Genomic DNA, 18,055 nt, shown 5'->3' with positions numbered 1-18,055 from the left:
CGTGGGCGGCCGCCGCGTCGGCGATCATCCACTCGCTCATCAGCTTGGAGCGGCCGTAGGGGTTGATCGGGTTGAGCGGCAGGTCCTCGGGCACCGGCACCACCTCGGGCTCGCCGTACACGGCGGCTGTCGAGGAGAAGATCACGTGGCGCACGCCCGCCCGGGTGGCGGCCTCGATCAGGGCGCGGGTCTTGACCGTGTTGGCCAGGTAGTAGCCGAGCGGGTCGGCGACCGAGGCCGGCACGACGATCCGGGCGGCGAAATGGGCGAGCGCGTCGATCCGGTGCTGGAGGATGGTCTGAGTGACCAGCGCCTGGTCGGCGACGTCGCCGACCACGAGCTTGACGCCCTCGGGCACGGCCCAGTCGAAGCCGGTGGACAGGTCGTCGAGGACCACGATCTCCTCGTGGCCCGCGTCCAGCAGCGCCAGAACCATGTGGCTGCCGATATACCCAGCCCCGCCCGTCACAAGAACCGCCATGTCGTCCGCTCCGATGCCGTCTCGCGCCTGCCACCGACGAGCCTTGCCCGATCGGGCCGCGACGGGGAAGGCGTAACGGCGCGGCGTCATCGCACGTTCAAGCGCCGCGTGGGATTCCTCTTCGATAACGGCCCCATTAGGTGGTCGCAGACGGTATATTTACGGTGCTTTGGCTCATACTATCGACGTAGAGGCCTTGCGAAGCATCGCGCCAGGCTATCTCACTGCCCGAACCATTGCCCATGCCGTTCCGTTCAGTTTCCGGAGTTGCCGCTTGATGAAACCGATCCGCAAGGCTGTCCTGCCCGTGGCGGGCCTGGGCACCCGCTTCCTGCCCGCCACCAAGGCGGTCCCGAAGGAGATGCTCACGGTCGTGGACCGGCCGGTCGTCCAGCATGTTGTCGACGAGGCGCGCGAGGCGGGTATCGAGCACTTCATCTTCGTCACGGGTCGCGGCAAGGCGGTGATCGAGGATCATTTCGATATTGCGTTCGAGTTGGAGCACACCCTTCAGGAGCGCGGAAAGACCGCCGCCTACGAGGAGCTGAAGCGCGATCTGCCAAAGGCGGGCCAGACCAGCTTCACCCGTCAGCAGGCCCCTCTCGGCCTCGGTCACGCGGTCTGGTGCGCCCGCGAGATCGTCGGCGACGAGCCGTTCGCGGTGCTGCTGCCGGATATGCTGAGCCGCGGTTGCATGCAGCAGATGCTCTCGACCTACGAGCGTCACGGCGGCAACATCATCGCGGTCGAGGAGGTGACCCCGGAGGAGACGCACCAATACGGCATCGTCAGCGTCGGCGAGACCTACGGCCAGTCTTTCGAGATCACCGGCATGGTCGAGAAGCCCAAGCAGGGTACCGCGCCGTCGAACTTCATCATCTCCGGCCGCTACATCCTCCAGCCCGAGATCTTCGGGATCCTGGAGCACGGTAAGAAGGGCGCCGGCGGCGAGATCCAGCTCACCGACGCGATGATCGACCTGATGGAGACCCAGGCTTTCTTCGGCATGCACTACGAGGGCCGGACCTACGATACCGGCTCCAAGATCGGCTTCCTGACCGCCAACCTGGCCTACGCGCTGGAGCGGCCGGACCTTGCGGGACCGCTGAAGGCCGAGATCGCGAAGCTGCTGGAGCAGGGCTGAGCGCTCTGCGCAAAGCGCGGCGGAGGCATGCAGCCTGTGCGGAGGCCAGAGCGATTTAATCCTTGCTTCTTGTGCGCCGCACTGTAATTTGTGCATTGCGAGATCGCGATGGCGTCGCGGTCTCGTAGCCCTTCTTGGGCGTTTCCTCCCTAGACTTCGGGCCGCTCCTCCGGGAGTGGCCTTTTTTCTTTTCCAGCCTCCACATTCGCCGCTGTAAGCATTGTGCGGTGAGACGGCGGCGCCCCTACTCGGCCGCCATCCTGCTGGGTGTCAGATCGCCGAGATCGGCCGCCACGGTGGCCACGACGATCCGCAACGCCTTCGCCAAGCTCGGGAAATCCGGCGTCATCGCGAGGCTCGCCTCGTCCATGTAAAGCGCCCGGTTGACCTCGATCTGCAGGGCATGCCGTCCGAGATTCGGCTCGCCGTAATGCTCGGTGATGAAGCCGCCGGCATAGGGCTTGTTGCGCACCACCCGGAAGCCCTGGCTCCGGAACGCGGCCTCGAAAGCCTCGATCAGGCCGGGGGCGCAGGCCGTCCCGTACCGGTCGCCCAGGACCATGTCCGCCTTGACCTCGGCATCGCGCCCGAGACTCGAGGACGGCATGGAATGACAGTCGATCAGGACGCAGTGACCGTGGGTGCGCGCCGTGCGCTGGATCAGGCTGCGCAGCACCCGATGGTAGGGCTTGTACAGGGCCTCGATCCGCGCGGTCGCCTCGCCGACCGGCAGGCGGCGCGCGTAGATCTCCTGACCATCCGCGACCACCCGCGGAACGGTGCCGAGCCCGCCCGCCACCCGCATCGAGCGCGTGTTGGCGAAGGGCGGCAGCCGACCGTCGAACATACGCGGGTCGAGCTCGAACGGCTCGCGATTCACGTCCAGGAACGCCCGCGGAAAATTCGCCCGTAACAGGGGCGCCCCGAGCTCAACCACCGAGGCGAACAGGCGATCGACATACGCATCCTCGGACCGGCGCAGGCTCAGCGCGTCCAGACGCGAAGCCGCGATAAAATCCGGGGGGTAGACGGCACCGGAATGGCCGGTATTGAAGACGAAGGGCAGGGTGTGCGCCGCCGGTTCGTCGACCTCGAAGGCCGGGGCAAAACCGAAGGCGTCGGGCTGTACCGTTTCGGGCGCGATCATTGGATGTGTGCAGGCCCCGGCGGTTGAGAAAACGCGGCGGACGCGCACTGTGGTATGCGAACGGTCGGCTGTCCACTCTGGTGCAGCCGGCCCACACCGCCATTCATGAGACGCGCGGCGCCGGCTGCAAACTCGGATCCTAACACCTTGTTTACCATCGCCTCCCTTTATGGGATCAACATTTCGACTCGAGGGCTCGGAAACGGCCGATGAAAATCCTGCTGGCGGAAGACGACAACGACATGCGCCGGTTTCTGGCCAAGGCGCTACAGAACGCGGGCTACGACGTCCTGTCCTTCGACAATGGCCTCTCTGCCTATAACCGGCTGCGCGAGGAGCCGTTCGAGCTGCTGCTCACCGATATCGTGATGCCCGAGATGGACGGGATCGAACTGGCGCGGCGCGCTACCGAACTCGACCCGGACATCAAGGTGATGTTCATTACCGGCTTCGCCGCCGTCGCGCTCAACCCGGACTCGAAGGCTCCGAAGGACGCGAAGGTCCTCTCCAAGCCGTTCCACCTGCGCGATCTCGTCAACGAGGTCGAGAAGCTGATGGCCGCCTGACCGGAGGGCCGATTTCGACCGGTCCGGCTGTGACCACAGGGGCATAGGTAATTCGACGGGCGCGCTCCTATATGGTGGGAGGTTCCGCGCGAGACGACGAACGCCATGCAGCCGGTCACGATCTATACCACGGCCTGGTGCCCCTATTGCTCGGCGGCCAAGAGCCTGCTGAAGGAGAAGGGAGTCGCCTTCCAGGAAATCGACGTGGAGCGCGCCCAGGGTGCGCGCGCCACGATGGTCGAGCGCGCCGGCGGGCGCACCAGCGTCCCGCAGATCTTCGTTGGCACGACCCATGTCGGCGGCTGCGACGACCTCTACGCCCTCAACCGCGCCGGCAAGCTCGACCCCCTGCTGACGGACAAGGCCGATGCCTGAGACGCGCTTCATTGCCGCCTGCGTGCAGATGCGCTCGGGCCGCGATCCGGGCGCCAACTGCGACGCGGCCGTGGCCGGCGTGCGCGAGGCGGCCAGCCGCGGCGCGGCCTATATCCAGACCCCCGAGATGACCTCCCTGGTCGAGCGCAGCCGCGAACGCCTGTTCGAGCGCGTCACAACCGAAGATCAGGACGCGACTCTCGCCGGGCTGCGGCAGGCCGCCCGCGAGACCGGCGCGGTGGTGCATATCGGCTCGATCGCCGTGCGGTCCGGCGACAAGATCGCCAACCGCGCCTATCTGATCGGCGCCGACGGTGAGATCCTGGCCTCCTACGACAAGCTCCACCTGTTCGATGTCGACCTGCCGAGCGGCGAGCGCTGGCGCGAATCGGCGACCTATACGGGCGGCGCCTGCGCCGTCGTGGCCGCCACGCCCTGGGCGATGCTCGGCCTGACGATCTGCTACGATATCCGCTTCCCGGCTCTCTACCGGGCGCTGGCTGAGGCGGGGGCGGAGATCCTAACCGCGCCGGCCTGCTTCACCCGCCAGACCGGCGAGGCGCACTGGCACATCCTTCAGCGGGCGCGGGCGATCGAGATTGGCGCCTTCGTGATCTCGGCCGCGCAGGGCGGCGTCCACGAGGATGGGCGCGAGACCTTCGGCCATTCGCTGATCGTCGATCCCTGGGGTCGGGTGCTGGCCGATGCCGGCGGGTCGGAGCCGGGGGTGATCCTGGCCGAGATCGATCTCGCTCAGGTCGCGGATGCGCGGTCGCGAATCCCGGCGCTGCAACACGGACGCGCGTTCACGGTCGAGCGCATCGGACCCGAGGTTCGGGCCGCACGGTAAGCAAGAGAATGATCCGGTACAGTCTCGTCTGCGACGCCGACCACGGCTTCGACAGCTGGTTCCCGTCCTCCGAATCCTACGATGCGCAGGCTGAGCGCGGGCTGGTGACCTGCCCGATCTGCGACAGCGCGAAGGTGACGAAGGCGCTCATGGCCCCGAGCGTGGCCCGCACCGATCGCGGGCAGGTTGCGGCACCGGTCGTGGCCCAGCCTGAGGCGGCGATGCCGATGATCGCGGAGCCCGAGCGCCAGGTTCGCGCGATGCTGCGCGCGTTGCGCGAGCAGATCGTGGCCAATTCCGAGCATGTCGGACCACGCTTCCCGGAGGAGGCGCGCAAGATCCATTACGGCGAGGCGGAAGGCCGCCCGATCTACGGCGAGGCGAGCCCGGCCGAGGCGCGGGCCCTCATCGAGGAAGGGATCGACGTGGCGCCGATCCCGATCATGCCCGACGACCGCAACTGAGCGGGCTGCGCTCAGGGACGCGCGGCGGCGGTGCCGGCCAGCGAGGCCAGCACGAAAGCGACGACGGCGTTCCATCCGGCGAGCGAGAGTCCCAGAACCCGCATCGCCGCCACCGAGCAGTCGACGACTTTCGTGCTCTGAAGCTGGTTCAGGAAATCGCCGACCTGACCGGGATTGGCCCCCGTGCCGCCGCCGCAATCGCTGGGCCCCGGCCAGAAATTCCATTCCGCGCCGGCATGGTAGACCCCGATCCCGGCCCCGTAGAGGAGCCCAAGCGCGGCAAGCCCGAGCGCCAGGCGGGCCAGCCGCTCCGGCGCGAACAAAGCCGCAAGCCCGAGCGGGATTGCGGCGTAATAGGGCAGGCGCTCGGTCAGGCACAACTTACAGGGCGCGTAGCCGTACCCGTATTGGAGCACCAGGACGGTGCCCAGGATCAGCGCGGAGGCGAGGGCGAGCCAGAGACCCGCTCTCTTGAGGCGAAGGGCCGACGCGACGTTCATGGCTACAGGATCACCTTGAACAGCAGGAAGCCAAGGACGACCACGGCCACCGAGATCGCCGCGACCGCGTTGAGATGCCGGTCCAGCACGCCGCGGATCTGAACACCGTAGCGGCCGAGCAGTCCGGCGAGGATGAAGAATCTGGCCCCCCGGGTGATGACGGACAGGACCGTGAACCAGAACAGGCTGTAATGGGCAAAGCCCGACGTGATCGTGACGAGCTTGTAGGGGATCGGCGTGAGCCCTTTCAACAGGATCACCCAATGGCCGTAGCGTGCGTAGGAATCCTGGAAGGTCGCGGCCGAGTTCTGCAGACCGTATAGGCGGATCAGCCACGCGCCGACCGAGTCGAACAGGAGCGCCCCGATCGCGTAGCCGACAAGGCCCCCGAGCACCGAGGCCACCGTGGCGATCGTGGCGTAGAGCCAGACCCGGTCGGGACGGCTCACCGCCATCGGCACCAGCATCGCATCCGGAGGAACCGGGAAGAACGAACTCTCGGCGAAGGCTACGGCCCCGAGCACGTAGGGCGCGGAGGGCCTGCCGCTGAGCGCGAGGATCCACGCGTAGAGCCGGCGGAGCATACAACTTCCAGATTGCCAGGGAACGGCCGCCCTTTGAGCATAGTCGCCGCGGAATGACCAGATTGCTCGGGCTCGGCAAAAAACCGCGCGCGCACCCTTGGCGCGGGCGCCACACCTATGCGATGAGCGCGACGCGCGCGGGTATGGCGGAATTGGTAGACGCGGGCGACTCAAAATCGCCAGCCGCAAGGCGTGGGGGTTCGATTCCCTCTACCCGCACCATCGTCTCACATCGGTGGATCGCGTTTTAATGCGATCGCGCTCACCGGCGAACCGGCGAATGCCCAGCGCGCATGAGTAGGACCCATCAAGTCCGTTGGGTGGCGTAACGCGCCGAATCGAACATTCGACCCTTCCCTCCTATCGAGTTCCGCGAACAAGACTTGGTCGGCAGGGCACAGTGTGCCGGATCCTGACACCGTTCAGTTTTGCTGACCTGCCGCCGTCCGATGCAGGGCTCAGGCCGGAGTCGAGATCCCGTCAGCGCCGTCGTGTTCTCCGCATTGCAGTGCTCACACGGACCGCTGGCGAAACCAGGCCAATGGTGAGAGCGTCCCTCGTATGCCGCCTTCATATGTGTGGATTCGTGTGAACGCCCGGATTGCCCGTCAGGCGCTTCGAAGCTCGCGCGTCACAGCGAGAAGCATATCGGCCATGTAATCGAGCATTGGCTCCGTAATACCGGGCCAAACCCCGATCCAGAAACTATCGCGCATGATTTTGTCGGTTTGTCGCAACGTTCCGTGCACACGGTGAGCAACGTCTCGGAAGGCTGGCTGCCTGGTCAAGTTGCCAGCAAACAGCAACCGGGTCCCGACGCGCTTTTGCTCGAGACGCGCAACGAGCGCGTTTCGCTCGATACCAACTCCGTCGCGCACGGTCAGAAGATAACCAAACCAGCTCGGCTCGGACCCTGGAGTCGCGACGGGTAGATGAAAAATGTGGTCGAGTCCGCACTCCTTCAGGCGACGCTCCAGCCCCTGAAAGTTCTCACGGCGTCGCACGATGAAATGGCTGAGCTTGGTCAATTGGCTGACCCCGAGGGCGGCCTGCATATCGCTCAGCTTCAGATTGTAGCCAATATGGGAATACGTATACTTATGATCATAGCCGTGCGGTAAGTCACCCAACTTCCAGCCGAAGCGGTTGCCGCAGGTATTGTCCGTCCCGGGCTTGCAGTAGCAGTCTCGGCCCCAATCCCGGAACGATTCCGCGATCTTAGCAAGCGGACCGCGGTCCATAAGGACCGCGCCGCCTTCGCCGGTGGTGATGTGGTGCGCCGGATAGAAGCTCAGGGTGGCCAACTCGCCGAAGGTACCGACACCCTGTCCCGCGATGGTCGCACCGAACGCGTCGCAGCAATCCTCGACCAGCCACAGGTCGTTGCGGCGACAAATCTCGGCCACCCGCACCACGTCGAACGGGTTTCCGAGCGAATGCGCGATCATCACCGCACGGGTCTTCGACGTTATCGCCGCCTCAAGGAGATCGACGTCGACATTGTGAGTCTCGAGATCGACATCGACAAAGACGGGTACACAGCCGTGCTGCACGATCGGGGCGACGGTGGTGGGAAAACCGGCCGCCACGGTGATCACTTCATCGCCAGGCCGTAGGCGGCGCCCTCTATGCTTGGGCGAGGTGAGCGTCGCGAAGGCGAGCAGGTTCGCGGCGGACCCGGAGACTGTGAGCCGTGCATGCCGACGCCCGAACACATCCGCGAGCTCGCGCTCGAACCGGTCGGCATAGCGTCCCGCCGTCAACCACATGTCGAGCGATGCATCGATCAGATGCGCGCAATCCTCCGCGTCCATGACCTTTCCGGACGGGGGAATGTAGGTCTCGCCCGGTACGAAGGACGGCGTTTGGCGCGCCGCGAAATGGCTTCGGGCGAGGCTCAGAATCTCGGCACGCAGGGCATCGGTCATGGGTGATGGAACACTGTTGTCTCGTCGCCGAGCCCCAGCAGCCAAGCGGCTGGGTCGGCAGGGTGCCGAGCCTCTGTTCTCAAGAAACGATGCCTATGAATGGCAGAACGCCCCTGAGCGGCGGGACTCGCCGCCGGTATGAGTCGACTAAAACGGGGAGTCGAAGGTCGCGAAGTCACAATGTGTCCGATCGCGCTCCGATAAAATAGGCTGAACGATAGGCCAATCGAACCCGAAGCTGTCCCACCTAATTCCGGCGTCCGCCGCGGGAACGTGAATTGACGTCACAAGGTAGAGTAACGTCGCCTCAGCCGATTGTACCGCGAAACCGTGGGCACAACCTTCCGGTACGTAAACGCCTGACGGCGTATTTCCGACGAGCTCAAAAGCAATGGCACGGCCATAGCTCGACGAACCTCGCCGCAGGTCGAGGATCACGTCAGTGACTGCACCTGCCAGACACCAAACGAGCTTTGCGTGCTGGTGCGGCGGCTTCTGGAAATGCATGCCCCGGACAACGCCGCGCACCGACGTCGAGCAATAGACTTCGGAAAAATCTGTGTTCAACCCCGCTGCGGCCAGGGTCGGCGCGTGCATCAACTTGTGAAAGCTCCCGCGAAGATCGCGATTTCCGGGTGCCCGAAGGGAACAAACCCCAGGAATGCCACTGGCTTGAGTTTCAAACATCACGCGGTATCAATCAGTTCTGTCAGGCCCCGATCCAGACCAATGTCGGCAGACCAACCGGGCAGGAGGGGACCGACCCAGGGCCGCATCACCTCTCGTGAGCGGTAGGGACGTGCCCCCCAGGCTACGGGCACAGGACGCCCGCCGACGCGCTGGATGCGAGCCACGAGCTCGCGCAAAGAAACGGTCTCGGGACCGCGCAGGGCAAACGCCTCGCGTGTACCCGTCGGGTTTGTACAAGCCCTGCCCAGCGCGACGCAGACCGCCGAGAAGACATCATCGATGTGCAAGAGGTTGATTCGCTGCTCGCCCGGGGACAGATCTAGGGACTTTCCCTCCGCTCGTGCGCGGAGCAACGCCGAGATAAGCTTGCCGCGTCGATCCGCCGGTCCATAAGTATCCGGAAGCTTCAGTGTCAGGATGGAGAAGCCTTCCGCCTCGGCATAATAAGCGGCTATGTCCTCAAAAGCCTGCTTGGTTGCAGCGTAAAGCGTCGCCGGACTGTAGCGATCACCGTCGAAATGCTGCCAGCTTGTTCCAAAATTCAAGACTTTCCGGATCCCGCAGCGCCCCATCGCGTCGAGGAGCTGCGTGCCGAAGAGCAGATTCGCGCGAATGAGCCGAACGATGTCGTCTGGCCGATGCGCGCCGACGAAATGCGTCGCCGCATGAATCACAGCTTCTGGCGCGAAAGTCTGCGTCAGAGCGTGAAGATCGCTGGTCGTACCATCGTGGCGCAGGATCGTCGCGCGCGGGTCAAGATGGTCGGCAGAGGATTCTGCACGCAGCAGGGCGCCTACTGAGATGCCGGAATCGAGGAAACCCCGGACGAGGCGGCTGCCAACGAACCCGGTCGCACCTGTGATGAGCAGGCGTCGGAAGCCCGAACCCTCGCCTACCACGTTTTCCACGGCGCGCGTCCCGATGCCCAAAGCGCTTCGAGGTTCGTCTTGTCCCGCAACGTGTCCATCGCCTGCCAGAAACCGTCGTGAACAAAAGCCTGGAGTTCCCCCTCAAGGGCCAAGCGCTCCAGAGGTCCACGCTCCCAGACGGTTTCGTCGTCCTCCACCTCGTCCAGGACGGACGGCGAGAGCACAAAGAAACCGCCGTTGATCCAGCCGCCTTCGTTGTCCGGCTTCTCCTCGAAGGCCGTGACCTGATGACCATTCAGGGCCAGATAGCCGAAGCGCTTGTCCGGCCGCACTGCCGTCACCGTGGCGCGTTTCCCGTGAGCTTGATGGAAGGCGATCTGCGCGGTGAAATTAACATCACTCACGCCATCGCCGTAGGTCAGCGCGAACATCTCCTCGCCCTCGAGGTGATGCCGGACGCGCTTCAAGCGTCCTCCCGTCATGCTGTGATCGCCTGTATCGACCAGCGTAACGGTCCACGGCTCAGCGGTACGTCTATGTATCTCCATCCTGTTGTCGGCGATATGCATCGTCACATCGCTCATATGTAGAAAGTAATTGGCGAAATATTCTTTGATTATGTATCCTTTGTATCCGAGACAGATCACGAAATCGTTGATTCCATGCTGGCTGTAACTCTTCATGATGTGCCAGAGGATCGGTCGACCGCCGATCTCAACCATCGGCTTCGGTCGTGTCGCTGTTTCCTCGGACAAGCGCGTCCCGAGCCCTCCCGCGAGGATGACGGCCTTCATAGGCAGCCCTCACTGGCCGTTGGCTGCAAGGGGATTGTGAGCCGGTAGACAATCATGGTCAGGCTTTAGAGCCGTCCGCGATGCCGGCCGCAGCAGCGATCCGGCGATAGTCTGCGATTTGCGCCTCGACGAGCGATCGGGCCGATGCCGGGCGCTCGCAGTAACCACGATACCAATCCATCGTTAATCGCACCGTCCGCTCGAAGCCCAGCAAGGGGCGCCACCCCAATTCCGCCTCCGCTTTTGCCGCATCAAGCTTGAGTATAGCTGCCTCGCTGAGGGCCGAGGGCTCGACATGCACCGGGATTGGGGTTCCCCCCCATGCCTTTAGTGACTGATCGATTAGCCGGCGCACCGACACCTCGCTTGCGCGGGCTGGCCCGAAGTTCCACGCTCCGGTGGCGCTGGCGTCGGCCGCGAGGAGGCGTTCGCCGAGTAAAAGATAGCCGTGCAAGAGTTCGAGCACGTGCTGCCACGGCCTGACGGCCTCGGGATTTCGCAAAACCAGCGGCGAACGTGTCCGGATCGCCCGGACCAAATCGGGCACGAGTCGGTCCTCGGACCAGTCACCGCCCCCAATCACATTGCCACCACGCGCGGTCGCAAGATGCAGATGCGATCCCGACAGCAGCGCCTGCCGGTAGCTACCCGCAACGATCTCCGCCGCAGCCTTACTCGCGCTATACGGGTCCTTGCCACCCAGAGGATCGATTTCGCGGTAGCCCCAGACCCACTCACGGTTCTCGTAGCACTTGTCCGAGGTGACGCAGACAACCGCCTGAACCGAATCAGTGCGGCGTGCCGCCTCGAGCACATGGGCCGCGCCCATGACATTGACTGCGAAGGTTTCGAGCGGGTCCTGATAGGAGCGTCTTACGAGCGCCTGCGCCGCCAGATGAAATATGATTTGCGGACGGTAAGCGGCAACGGAATCCAGCACGGCCTCCGCATCGCGTATATCCAAGAATTGGGATCGCATACGGTCTGCCAGCCCGATATCGATGAACAGGTTTGGTCTATCGTTAGGCGGCGGCAGCGCGAGTCCCATTACTTCCGCGCCTTGGCTGAGCAGCCACGCGACGAGCCATGCCCCCTTGAACCCGGTATGCCCCGTGACCAAGACGCGGGCGCCTCGATATCTCTCAATATTCATCCAACAACTCAGAGCTGACATCAATAAAGTATGATATTTTGATCGCATACATAAGTCCGCAATGTGATTCTTTACTTGTCCGACAGGCCAGTTGGATTGGGACTCGAAGTGCGGTTTGGGCTCAGATAGTCCCAGAATGTGTCATAAAGCACGTAAGGATTGATGGCTTCGTCCTTGGTAAATTCGTGGGAGGATCCGAGGAACATCGAAATGATGTATTTAATAATGGCCGCTCGCAGTCCATCCGAGTAAGAGAGATCCCCCATTGCCGGCTTGAGGTGTTGGAAGAACTGAAACATCCCTAAAAATTTTTGTCTACCAGCGAGCGACGGCTGCTGAATTTCTTGCTTTTGATGTACGCGATATAGGAAAAGTGCATCTGGAGAATAAAAGACTTTTGACCGAGTGCTGCTGACACCCACGAATGGAATGGTGTCAGCGAAAAACGATCCGGAAAGAGGTGGTTGTCCGCCTGAATTTATCCATTCTGATCGGCGATAAAAAGTGGAGAATATGGTGTTGATCTGATTGTGCGCATTTTGACTCTGAAAATATTGCGTCATCCATTTTTCTGAAAACTCAGAATGCGAACTGTCGGACAACGGGTCAGATCTATACAATATATTTGTATTCCCATCGATGAGTATTCTTCGACCGAGCCCCACTTGTATCTTTTCGTCGCTCTCAAACGCACCCACCATCGTCGATACGTAATCACTTGATATCAGGTCGTCGTCACTGAGAATCATTATATACTTGCCGCGCGCCTCTTTTGCCGCCTCCATCACGTTTACTTCAAGGGGCAGAGTAAAGGGCCGCCTAATAATCTTTGTTTTGGCATCGATGAGATGCGGAATTGCATTCTTCGTGCCGTCTCGACTAGCATTGTCGCTGATAATCAGCTCAATGTTTGCATAGTTCTGCAAACTTACGGACCGTATGGTCTGGATGAGAAGTTCAATGCGATTCAATGTAGGGATGATGATGGAGACGAGCGGAAGAGCCATCCAAGTTTTCCTCTAAGCGCGCCGACGTTTTGATGTTATTCAGCGCAGTGAGCCCGCAGGTATCGACTTTAATCGTCTAAAAAATAAAGAACGACATACCATTCCACCGGATGAATCTTGCTCGATTCGGATGGTCGCAAACGACCCGAGTAAGATCCATAGTCCGAAAAGGCAGACCTTGCGAGACGCTGCGCAGCAGTTTGATTAAAAATATCGCTCTATTACATCTTAGTCATCGATATTATCTCGAGTCAGACAAACACTCAGCTGATTCACGAATAAAAAATTTCCATTCCAGTATTTGTCTTATTTGGAGTAAGCACTGAGTGAAGGCCGCCTTGTGCCTGTAGTGCTTTGGTCTACATACAGGGTTCTGGCGTCAGAAGGCGCTGTATCGGCCCTGTGTCTGGGCCTATGACCAGCTCTCCTCATGTCGTCGTTGCGGGCACGCACTGCGTCTTATCGCCCGAGCAGAAACGCATCATCCTGGCCGAAGCGGACGCCGTACGCCTGCAGTGAAGGCCGCGGTCGTTTTTCCGACGGGGTATCAGGCGGCGATCTGCTCGGGTCGAGACGGGGTCCTGTTCCAGGGCCGCAGATCATCGATGTGCCGGGCCGGATGGCCGGGCAGACAGCTGAGGATGTCGGCAAGCCAGGCTTGTGGGTCGGCACCATTGAGCTTGGCGGTCTCGATCATTGTGTAGAGTTCCACAGCGCGATGGCCGCCCGCGTCTGAGCCGGCGAAGGTCCAGTTGCAGCGGCCTACCGCGATCGGCCGGATCACCCGTTCGGCGGCGTTGTTTGAGAGGCAGGCGCGCCCGTCGTCGAGGAAGAGGATAAAGGCGCTCCAGCGCTTGAGCATGTAGTCGATCGCTTGCGCCACCGGAGCCTTGGACGAGAGCTTGGCGCGGTTGGCCAGCAGCCACGCCTTCAACTCGGCGACGAGGGCGGCCGAGCGGGCGCTTCGATGCGCACGGCGCTCGTTCGTTCCGAGGCCAATGATGGTGCGCTCGACCGCGAAGATCGCGTCGATCTGCGCCACCGCCTCGATGGCGATCGGAGCCTTCCTCAGGTCGGCCAGCTCGAAGAACTTGCGCCAGGCATGCGCCCGGCAAGCCGCCTCGTGGATCGCGCTTGGTTTGCGACCGGGCTCGTACAGCCGACCGAACCCGGTTAAGGCATCCGCCTGCACGATGCCGTGGAAATCGCCCAGCCAGGTCTCGGCAGTGCGCACCCGAGCGGTCGGGGGAGTAGAAGTAGGCCACAGCCGGCGGCTCGGGACCGCCGAAAAGACGGTCGTCGCGCACCACCGTCCAGAGCCGCCCATTGCGGGTCTTGCCCTTGGCCAGGACCGGTACGGGCGTGTCGTCGAGATGCAGGCGCTCAGCCCCTCGGACATGGGCCTCAATCCGGGCGACCAGGGGCGATAGGGGTGTCGCCACCGCTCCGACCCAGCCGACCAGCGTCGAGATGTCGATCGCTACGCCCTGGTGGGCGAAGCATTGGCTCTGGCGATGCAGCGGCAGGTGCAGGCCGAACTTGGCCATCATCACCTCGGCCAAGAGGTTCGGGCCCGCTCGTCAGCGCGGGATCGGGTGGAACGGGGCCGGGGTCTGCCTGATCGTCTCGCAGTCGCGGCACGAGAAGCGCCCGCGTACGTGCTGGATCACGACCCAGCGCGCTGGGATCCGCTCCAGGGTCTCGGTGACGTCCTCGCCGAGTGGGCGAAGGCGCGCCCCACCGCAACACGCGCAGGTCGTCGGACCGGGATGGATGACGCGCTCGCGCGGCAGGCGCTTGGGCAGAGGCCGACGGGCGGGCTTGCGCCGCGAGGATGCCGCATCGGAGAGCGCTTCGGGCTCGGCGGCCGCCTGCGCCTCCGTCTCGGCCAACGTCCCCTCCAGATCCTCCAGGACGAGTTGGAGCTGGTCGATCCGGGCGCTGCGCTCCGAAGAGGTCCCGAACCGTTCCCGCCGCAGCCGGGCGACCTCCAGCTTCAGCCGTTCGACCGCGATCTCCGAGGCGAGCCTCGCCGCCCGCTCGGCCAGGATCATGGCATGGGCGGCGGGGAGATCCGTGGGAGGCGGCGGGGGCTCGGGCGTGTTCGGCACGCTTGAGAGAAGAACATATTCCTCAGCTTTTGTAACGCGTTATCCTCAGCCGAGAGCGCTCGGCCGCCAGCACTCCTGCGGCATCCACCAGTCGATGCCCGAGAGCAGGTAGCCGAGTTGCGCCATCGAGATCGTTACGGCTCCGTCCGCCACCGACGGCCACAGGAAACGGCCGCGGTCGAGCCGCTTCGTGTAAAGGCACGCGCCCTGGCCATCGTGCCAGATCACCTTGATCAGGTCGCCACGCCGCCCTCGGGACACGAACAGGTGCCCGGAATGAGGATCGCGCTTGAGCGTCACCTGAACGATCAGGCCGAGACTGGAAAAGCCTTTGCGCATGTCGGCGTGGCCGGTGGCCAGCCACACCCGCACGTTGGCCGGCAGCGGGATCATCAGCCCTCCAAGACATCGAGCACCCGCCGCAGCGCCGCGGCATCGACCTCGGAGCCGACCCGCACGCGCCGGCATCGGCCGAGATCGATCTCGATCGTCCCGCCGGAGCGACGGCCGCGGTCGGGCTCTTGACCGGGCTCAGCCATCATCGCGGCGGGCGTAGGAGCGATCACGACGGGGACCAGCCCTGGCGTTGGAGCACAGGCATGCTTGCACAGCGTCTTGCGCCAGCGGAACAGCTGACTGACGTGGAGACCGGCCCGGCGGGCGACATCCGAGGTCGACGCATTCGGCTCGAATGAACCGGCGACCAACCGCTCCTTCTCAGCCCGCGTCCATCGTCGACGCCGTCCGGCTCTAACTAGTTCGATACCCGCCTGCATCATTCTCGAGATCCTAGGATTACTCCTATGACCTCAGCTTCACCGGGCCAGCCGATAAGGCGGCCTTCGTCGGATGCGCACTATTTAGGTTCAAATGTTTTGAATCGACGGAATGCCCAGATTGATGCATGGCGATATATTGGTGCGCGAGCAAAAGATCGAGTTGGCATAATTGAGCAGTTTAGGGGCGTTGTTCGAATGGAATTCACCCGTGTTTCGGCCTTATTAGGTGGGTTTGTTGTTGGCAAGCGCCCGGCATATAGGTCATTATTGTAGCCCTTGCTAGAAACTACAATATGTACAATTCTGATGATGTCGAATTTTCAAGGCGCCGCAAATTCAAGGATAAATACCTGATGAGATCAAAAATTCGCCATTCCACTTAATGATCCATATGAAAGGCGAAATTACCAGATATCAGTTAGCATTCGGCCAACGTTTAGATATGAGTGCCGACGTTTCTGCAATCATTTTCGTAGTCATACGCTTAAATTTGGATAGAAATAAGCTCGCTTTATAAAGCTAAAGGCGTCTTACCGGAAGCTTCAAGCGAGCCTTTCGCGCCAGTCCATGTGTCGCGGCCAAGCCCCTATGACACGTCCAATATCGTCGACTACATCGCGCGGATAGGCGGCTAAGGAAGGTCCGCCGCGCGGGTAAGGCGATCTCGTGAATCAGCGCCGATGCGTCGCGATCCTGGGAGCCGGTATGGCCGGCGCAGCCGCGGCGTCGCGGAGGCTGGCTTGGATGTGCGCGTCTTCGACAAGGGACGCGGCGTCGGCGGCCGGATGGCGAACCGGCGCGCGGATGGGATGCAGTTCGACCAGGGTGCGCAATTCATGCAAGCGCACGGCGACGTCTTCGCAACGCGCCTCGCGGATTGGGAGCGGCGGGGTATCGTCGGCCCCTGGGCGGGGGCAGGACGGCGGGTCGGCATACCGGACATGGCCGCACCGGTCCGAGATCTCCTGTCCGACCTCTCCGTCGCCTCCGGTATGGCGATCACGTGGATCAGCCGCGATGGGGCGTGCTGGCGGCTGGCGGACGGTGCAGGTGGCGAACACGGTCCGTTCGCGGCGGTGGCGATCACCTTCCCGGCGCCTCAGATCGCTGCGCTGCTCGCGGCATCGGGGTTTGCCCTGGCCGGGGTCGAGCGGGCGACCTACGCACCGTGCTGGTCTTTGATGTTGGCGGTCGAGCGGGCGCCCCCGGAAATGCTGATCGAGCCGAATGAGGGGCCGATCGGGCTCATCGCCTCGGACTCCTCGAAGCCCGGCCGGCCGGAGGGCGGCCGCCTGACCGTGCATGCCAAGCCGGATTGGTCACGCGCCCATCTCGAGGTGCCCCGGGAGGCGATCGTATCGGTCTTGTCGAAGGCTGCGGAAGCGTGGCTCGGATCACCGCTTCCGATCGGCTATGTCCAGGCGCACCGTTGGCGCTTCGCCCAGGTCGAGACCGCGCTCGAAAAGCCATGCCTGTACGATCCCGACTTGCGGCTCGGCGCGGCGGGCGATTGGTGTCTCGGACCGCGCATCGAGGCGGCGCATGACAGCGGTTTGGCGCTCGCAGACGCGATTCTGGCCGATCTTGGCGGGGCTGCGTGATCCCGCCCATCGCCTTCCATCCGGCCTACGAGTCGAGCCTGCCGGCCGGGCATCGCTTTCCGATGCGGAAATACGGCCTGCTGGCCGAAACGCTGGTGGCCAAGGGGCTAGCACCGCTGGGCTTCGTGACGCCGGAACTGGCCACCGCAGAGATCTTGGTCAACGCGCACGATCCCGCCTACGTCGCGGCGGTCCTCGGCGTGGCCGTGCCCCGGGAGATCGAGCGGGCGATCGGCCTGCCGGTGGATGCGTCGCTGGTTCGAAGGTCGCGCGCCTCGGTGGGCGGGACGCTCCTGGCGGCCCGCTTGGCGCTGGCCGAGGGGCTGGCGGGCAGCGCGGCCGGCGGCTCTCATCACGCTCGGCGTCTGCAGGGCGCCGGCTTCTGTGTGCTCAACGATGTCGCGGTCGCGGCCCGGACCCTTCAGACCGAGGGCGCAGTGCGGCGGGTTTTGGTGGTCGATTGCGATGTCCATCAGGGTGACGGCACGGCGGATTGCCTGGCCTTCGATCCCGACTTGTTCACGCTCTCGATCCATTGCGAGAACAACTACCCCACCCAGAAGATTGCCGGAGATCTCGACATCGGACTGCCGGACCGTCTCGACGATGCCGGCTACCTGGAGGTGCTGCGCGCTCGCCTGCCACCGCTCTTAGACGCGCTGGTTCCCGACCTCATCTTCTACAATGCCGGGGTCGATCCACATCGGGACGATCGCCTCGGGCGGCTGTGCCTGAGCGATGCCGGGCTCCTAGCGCGGGACCGGTACGTGGTGGCGCAGGCGCGCGCGCGCCTCATCCCGCTCGTGGCCGTGATCGGCGGCGGATACACCCACGATGTCGAGGCGCTCGCGCTTCGGCATGCCCTGGTCTTCGAGGCGCTGGCGGCGGAGGCCGCAGGGGCATCCTCGCCCGGGTGAGGCGCGGATGCATCAGGTGTCCGGGCATCGTTTCGGACGCAGCACCGCGAAAGGTTTTGGGAAGGGTCGGCGGCGAGGATCCGGAAGTCACGGAT

19 protein-coding genes, 1 tRNA gene and 1 pseudogene are annotated in these 18,055 nt (G+C 63.4%); 8 read left to right on the top strand and 13 right to left on the bottom strand.

Translation table 11 applies throughout. The annotated features are described in order from the left end of the window. The coding region (locus AKJ13_RS05850) for an NAD-dependent epimerase/dehydratase family protein (protein ID WP_144426190.1) at positions 1-481 on the bottom strand (481 nt) is incomplete at its 3' end. Positions 482-758: 277 nt separating this feature from the next. Between AKJ13_RS05850 and galU the strand changes: the two genes are divergently transcribed. Next, positions 759-1,625, top strand: coding sequence for a UTP--glucose-1-phosphate uridylyltransferase GalU (gene galU, locus AKJ13_RS05845; protein ID WP_050732483.1), 867 nt, complete (start codon positions 759-761; stop codon positions 1,623-1,625). A gap of 244 nt (positions 1,626-1,869) precedes the next feature. Here galU and AKJ13_RS05840 read toward each other — a convergent pair whose 3' ends face one another. Beyond that, positions 1,870-2,772, bottom strand: a complete 903-nt coding sequence (locus AKJ13_RS05840) for an N-formylglutamate amidohydrolase (protein WP_050732482.1) — start codon at positions 2,770-2,772, stop codon at positions 1,870-1,872. A 209-nt stretch (positions 2,773-2,981) separates the two neighbouring features. Between AKJ13_RS05840 and AKJ13_RS05835 the strand changes: the two genes are divergently transcribed. The 4 genes from AKJ13_RS05835 to AKJ13_RS05820 all read left to right on the top strand — a co-directional run bounded on the left by AKJ13_RS05835 (position 2,982) and on the right by AKJ13_RS05820 (position 5,027). Continuing rightward, positions 2,982-3,338: a response regulator gene (locus AKJ13_RS05835; RefSeq protein WP_007558883.1), complete on the top strand. Its 357-nt coding sequence runs from the start codon at positions 2,982-2,984 to the stop codon at positions 3,336-3,338. Between the two features lie 105 nt (positions 3,339-3,443). Beyond that, entirely contained in the window at positions 3,444-3,713 is a 270-nt protein-coding gene (gene grxC, locus AKJ13_RS05830) for a glutaredoxin 3 (protein WP_050732481.1), read from the top strand. After that, entirely contained in the window at positions 3,706-4,563 is an 858-nt protein-coding gene (locus AKJ13_RS05825) for a carbon-nitrogen hydrolase family protein (protein ID WP_050732480.1), read from the top strand. The genes grxC and AKJ13_RS05825 overlap by 8 nt, the downstream gene beginning before the upstream one ends. A gap of 8 nt (positions 4,564-4,571) precedes the next feature. Beyond that, positions 4,572-5,027 carry a DUF1178 family protein gene (locus AKJ13_RS05820; protein ID WP_050732479.1) on the top strand — a complete coding sequence of 152 codons (456 nt, stop codon included), beginning with the start codon at positions 4,572-4,574 and terminating at the stop codon, positions 5,025-5,027. A gap of 11 nt (positions 5,028-5,038) precedes the next feature. Here the strand turns inward: AKJ13_RS05820 and AKJ13_RS05815 are convergent, their stop codons facing one another. Together AKJ13_RS05815 and AKJ13_RS05810 are read right to left on the bottom strand one after the other, a co-directional pair. Beyond that, positions 5,039-5,527 (bottom strand): disulfide bond formation protein B, encoded by a 489-nt coding sequence (locus AKJ13_RS05815; protein WP_050732478.1) that lies wholly within the window; start codon positions 5,525-5,527, stop codon positions 5,039-5,041. Between the two features lie 2 nt (positions 5,528-5,529). Beyond that, positions 5,530-6,111 (bottom strand): YqaA family protein, encoded by a 582-nt coding sequence (locus AKJ13_RS05810; protein ID WP_050732477.1) that lies wholly within the window; start codon positions 6,109-6,111, stop codon positions 5,530-5,532. A gap of 137 nt (positions 6,112-6,248) precedes the next feature. On the opposite strand from AKJ13_RS05810, the gene AKJ13_RS05805 reads away from it, so the two are divergent. Further along, positions 6,249-6,333: transfer RNA gene (locus tag AKJ13_RS05805), tRNA-Leu, on the top strand. 386 nt (positions 6,334-6,719) lie between these two features. Here AKJ13_RS05805 and rfbH read toward each other — a convergent pair. From rfbH to AKJ13_RS05770, 9 genes and pseudogenes are all read right to left on the bottom strand, one after another. Beyond that, the gene (rfbH, locus tag AKJ13_RS05800) at positions 6,720-8,039 is read right to left on the bottom strand and encodes a lipopolysaccharide biosynthesis protein RfbH (RefSeq protein ID WP_050732476.1); all 1,320 of its coding nucleotides are present in this window, start codon (positions 8,037-8,039) and stop codon (positions 6,720-6,722) included. Between the two features lie 147 nt (positions 8,040-8,186). Beyond that, positions 8,187-8,726, bottom strand: a complete 540-nt coding sequence (locus AKJ13_RS30280) for a dTDP-4-dehydrorhamnose 3,5-epimerase family protein (RefSeq protein ID WP_082316872.1) — start codon at positions 8,724-8,726, stop codon at positions 8,187-8,189. Beyond that, positions 8,726-9,637 (bottom strand): NAD(P)-dependent oxidoreductase, encoded by a 912-nt coding sequence (locus AKJ13_RS05795; protein WP_160320595.1) that lies wholly within the window; start codon positions 9,635-9,637, stop codon positions 8,726-8,728. The genes AKJ13_RS30280 and AKJ13_RS05795 overlap by 1 nt, the downstream gene beginning before the upstream one ends. Further along, a complete protein-coding gene (rfbF, locus tag AKJ13_RS05790) occupies positions 9,622-10,392 on the bottom strand; it encodes a glucose-1-phosphate cytidylyltransferase (protein WP_050732474.1) in 771 nt (256 codons plus the stop codon). The genes AKJ13_RS05795 and rfbF overlap by 16 nt, the downstream gene beginning before the upstream one ends. A gap of 58 nt (positions 10,393-10,450) precedes the next feature. Then, complete coding sequence (gene rfbG / locus AKJ13_RS05785; protein WP_050732473.1) at positions 10,451-11,545, bottom strand: CDP-glucose 4,6-dehydratase; 1,095 nt, start codon at positions 11,543-11,545, stop codon at positions 10,451-10,453. A 71-nt stretch (positions 11,546-11,616) separates the two neighbouring features. Then, entirely contained in the window at positions 11,617-12,552 is a 936-nt protein-coding gene (locus tag AKJ13_RS30275; protein ID WP_082316870.1) for a glycosyltransferase family 2 protein, read from the bottom strand. Positions 12,553-13,099: 547 nt separating this feature from the next. Beyond that, positions 13,100-14,606, bottom strand: a pseudogene (locus tag AKJ13_RS05780) (IS66 family transposase). A gap of 102 nt (positions 14,607-14,708) precedes the next feature. Then, the gene (tnpB, locus tag AKJ13_RS05775) at positions 14,709-15,056 is read right to left on the bottom strand and encodes an IS66 family insertion sequence element accessory protein TnpB (protein ID WP_050732472.1); all 348 of its coding nucleotides are present in this window, start codon (positions 15,054-15,056) and stop codon (positions 14,709-14,711) included. After that, the gene (locus AKJ13_RS05770; RefSeq protein ID WP_050732471.1) at positions 15,056-15,442 is read right to left on the bottom strand and encodes a transposase; all 387 of its coding nucleotides are present in this window, start codon (positions 15,440-15,442) and stop codon (positions 15,056-15,058) included. The genes tnpB and AKJ13_RS05770 overlap by 1 nt, the downstream gene beginning before the upstream one ends. Positions 15,443-16,188: 746 nt before the next feature. Here AKJ13_RS05770 and AKJ13_RS05765 point away from each other — a divergent pair. Next, the gene (locus AKJ13_RS05765) at positions 16,189-17,043 is read left to right on the top strand and encodes an FAD-dependent oxidoreductase (protein WP_244471524.1); all 855 of its coding nucleotides are present in this window, start codon (positions 16,189-16,191) and stop codon (positions 17,041-17,043) included. After that, a complete protein-coding gene (locus tag AKJ13_RS05760; RefSeq protein WP_200905594.1) occupies positions 17,040-17,960 on the top strand; it encodes a histone deacetylase in 921 nt (306 codons plus the stop codon). The genes AKJ13_RS05765 and AKJ13_RS05760 overlap by 4 nt, the downstream gene beginning before the upstream one ends. Positions 17,961-18,055: the final 95 nt, after the last annotated feature.

The sequence above is a fragment of the Methylobacterium sp. ARG-1 genome (assembly GCF_001262595.1).
GTDB classification, from domain to species: domain Bacteria; phylum Pseudomonadota; class Alphaproteobacteria; order Rhizobiales; family Beijerinckiaceae; genus Methylobacterium; species Methylobacterium brachiatum.
This window is presented reverse-complemented; position numbering and strand designations above follow the sequence as displayed.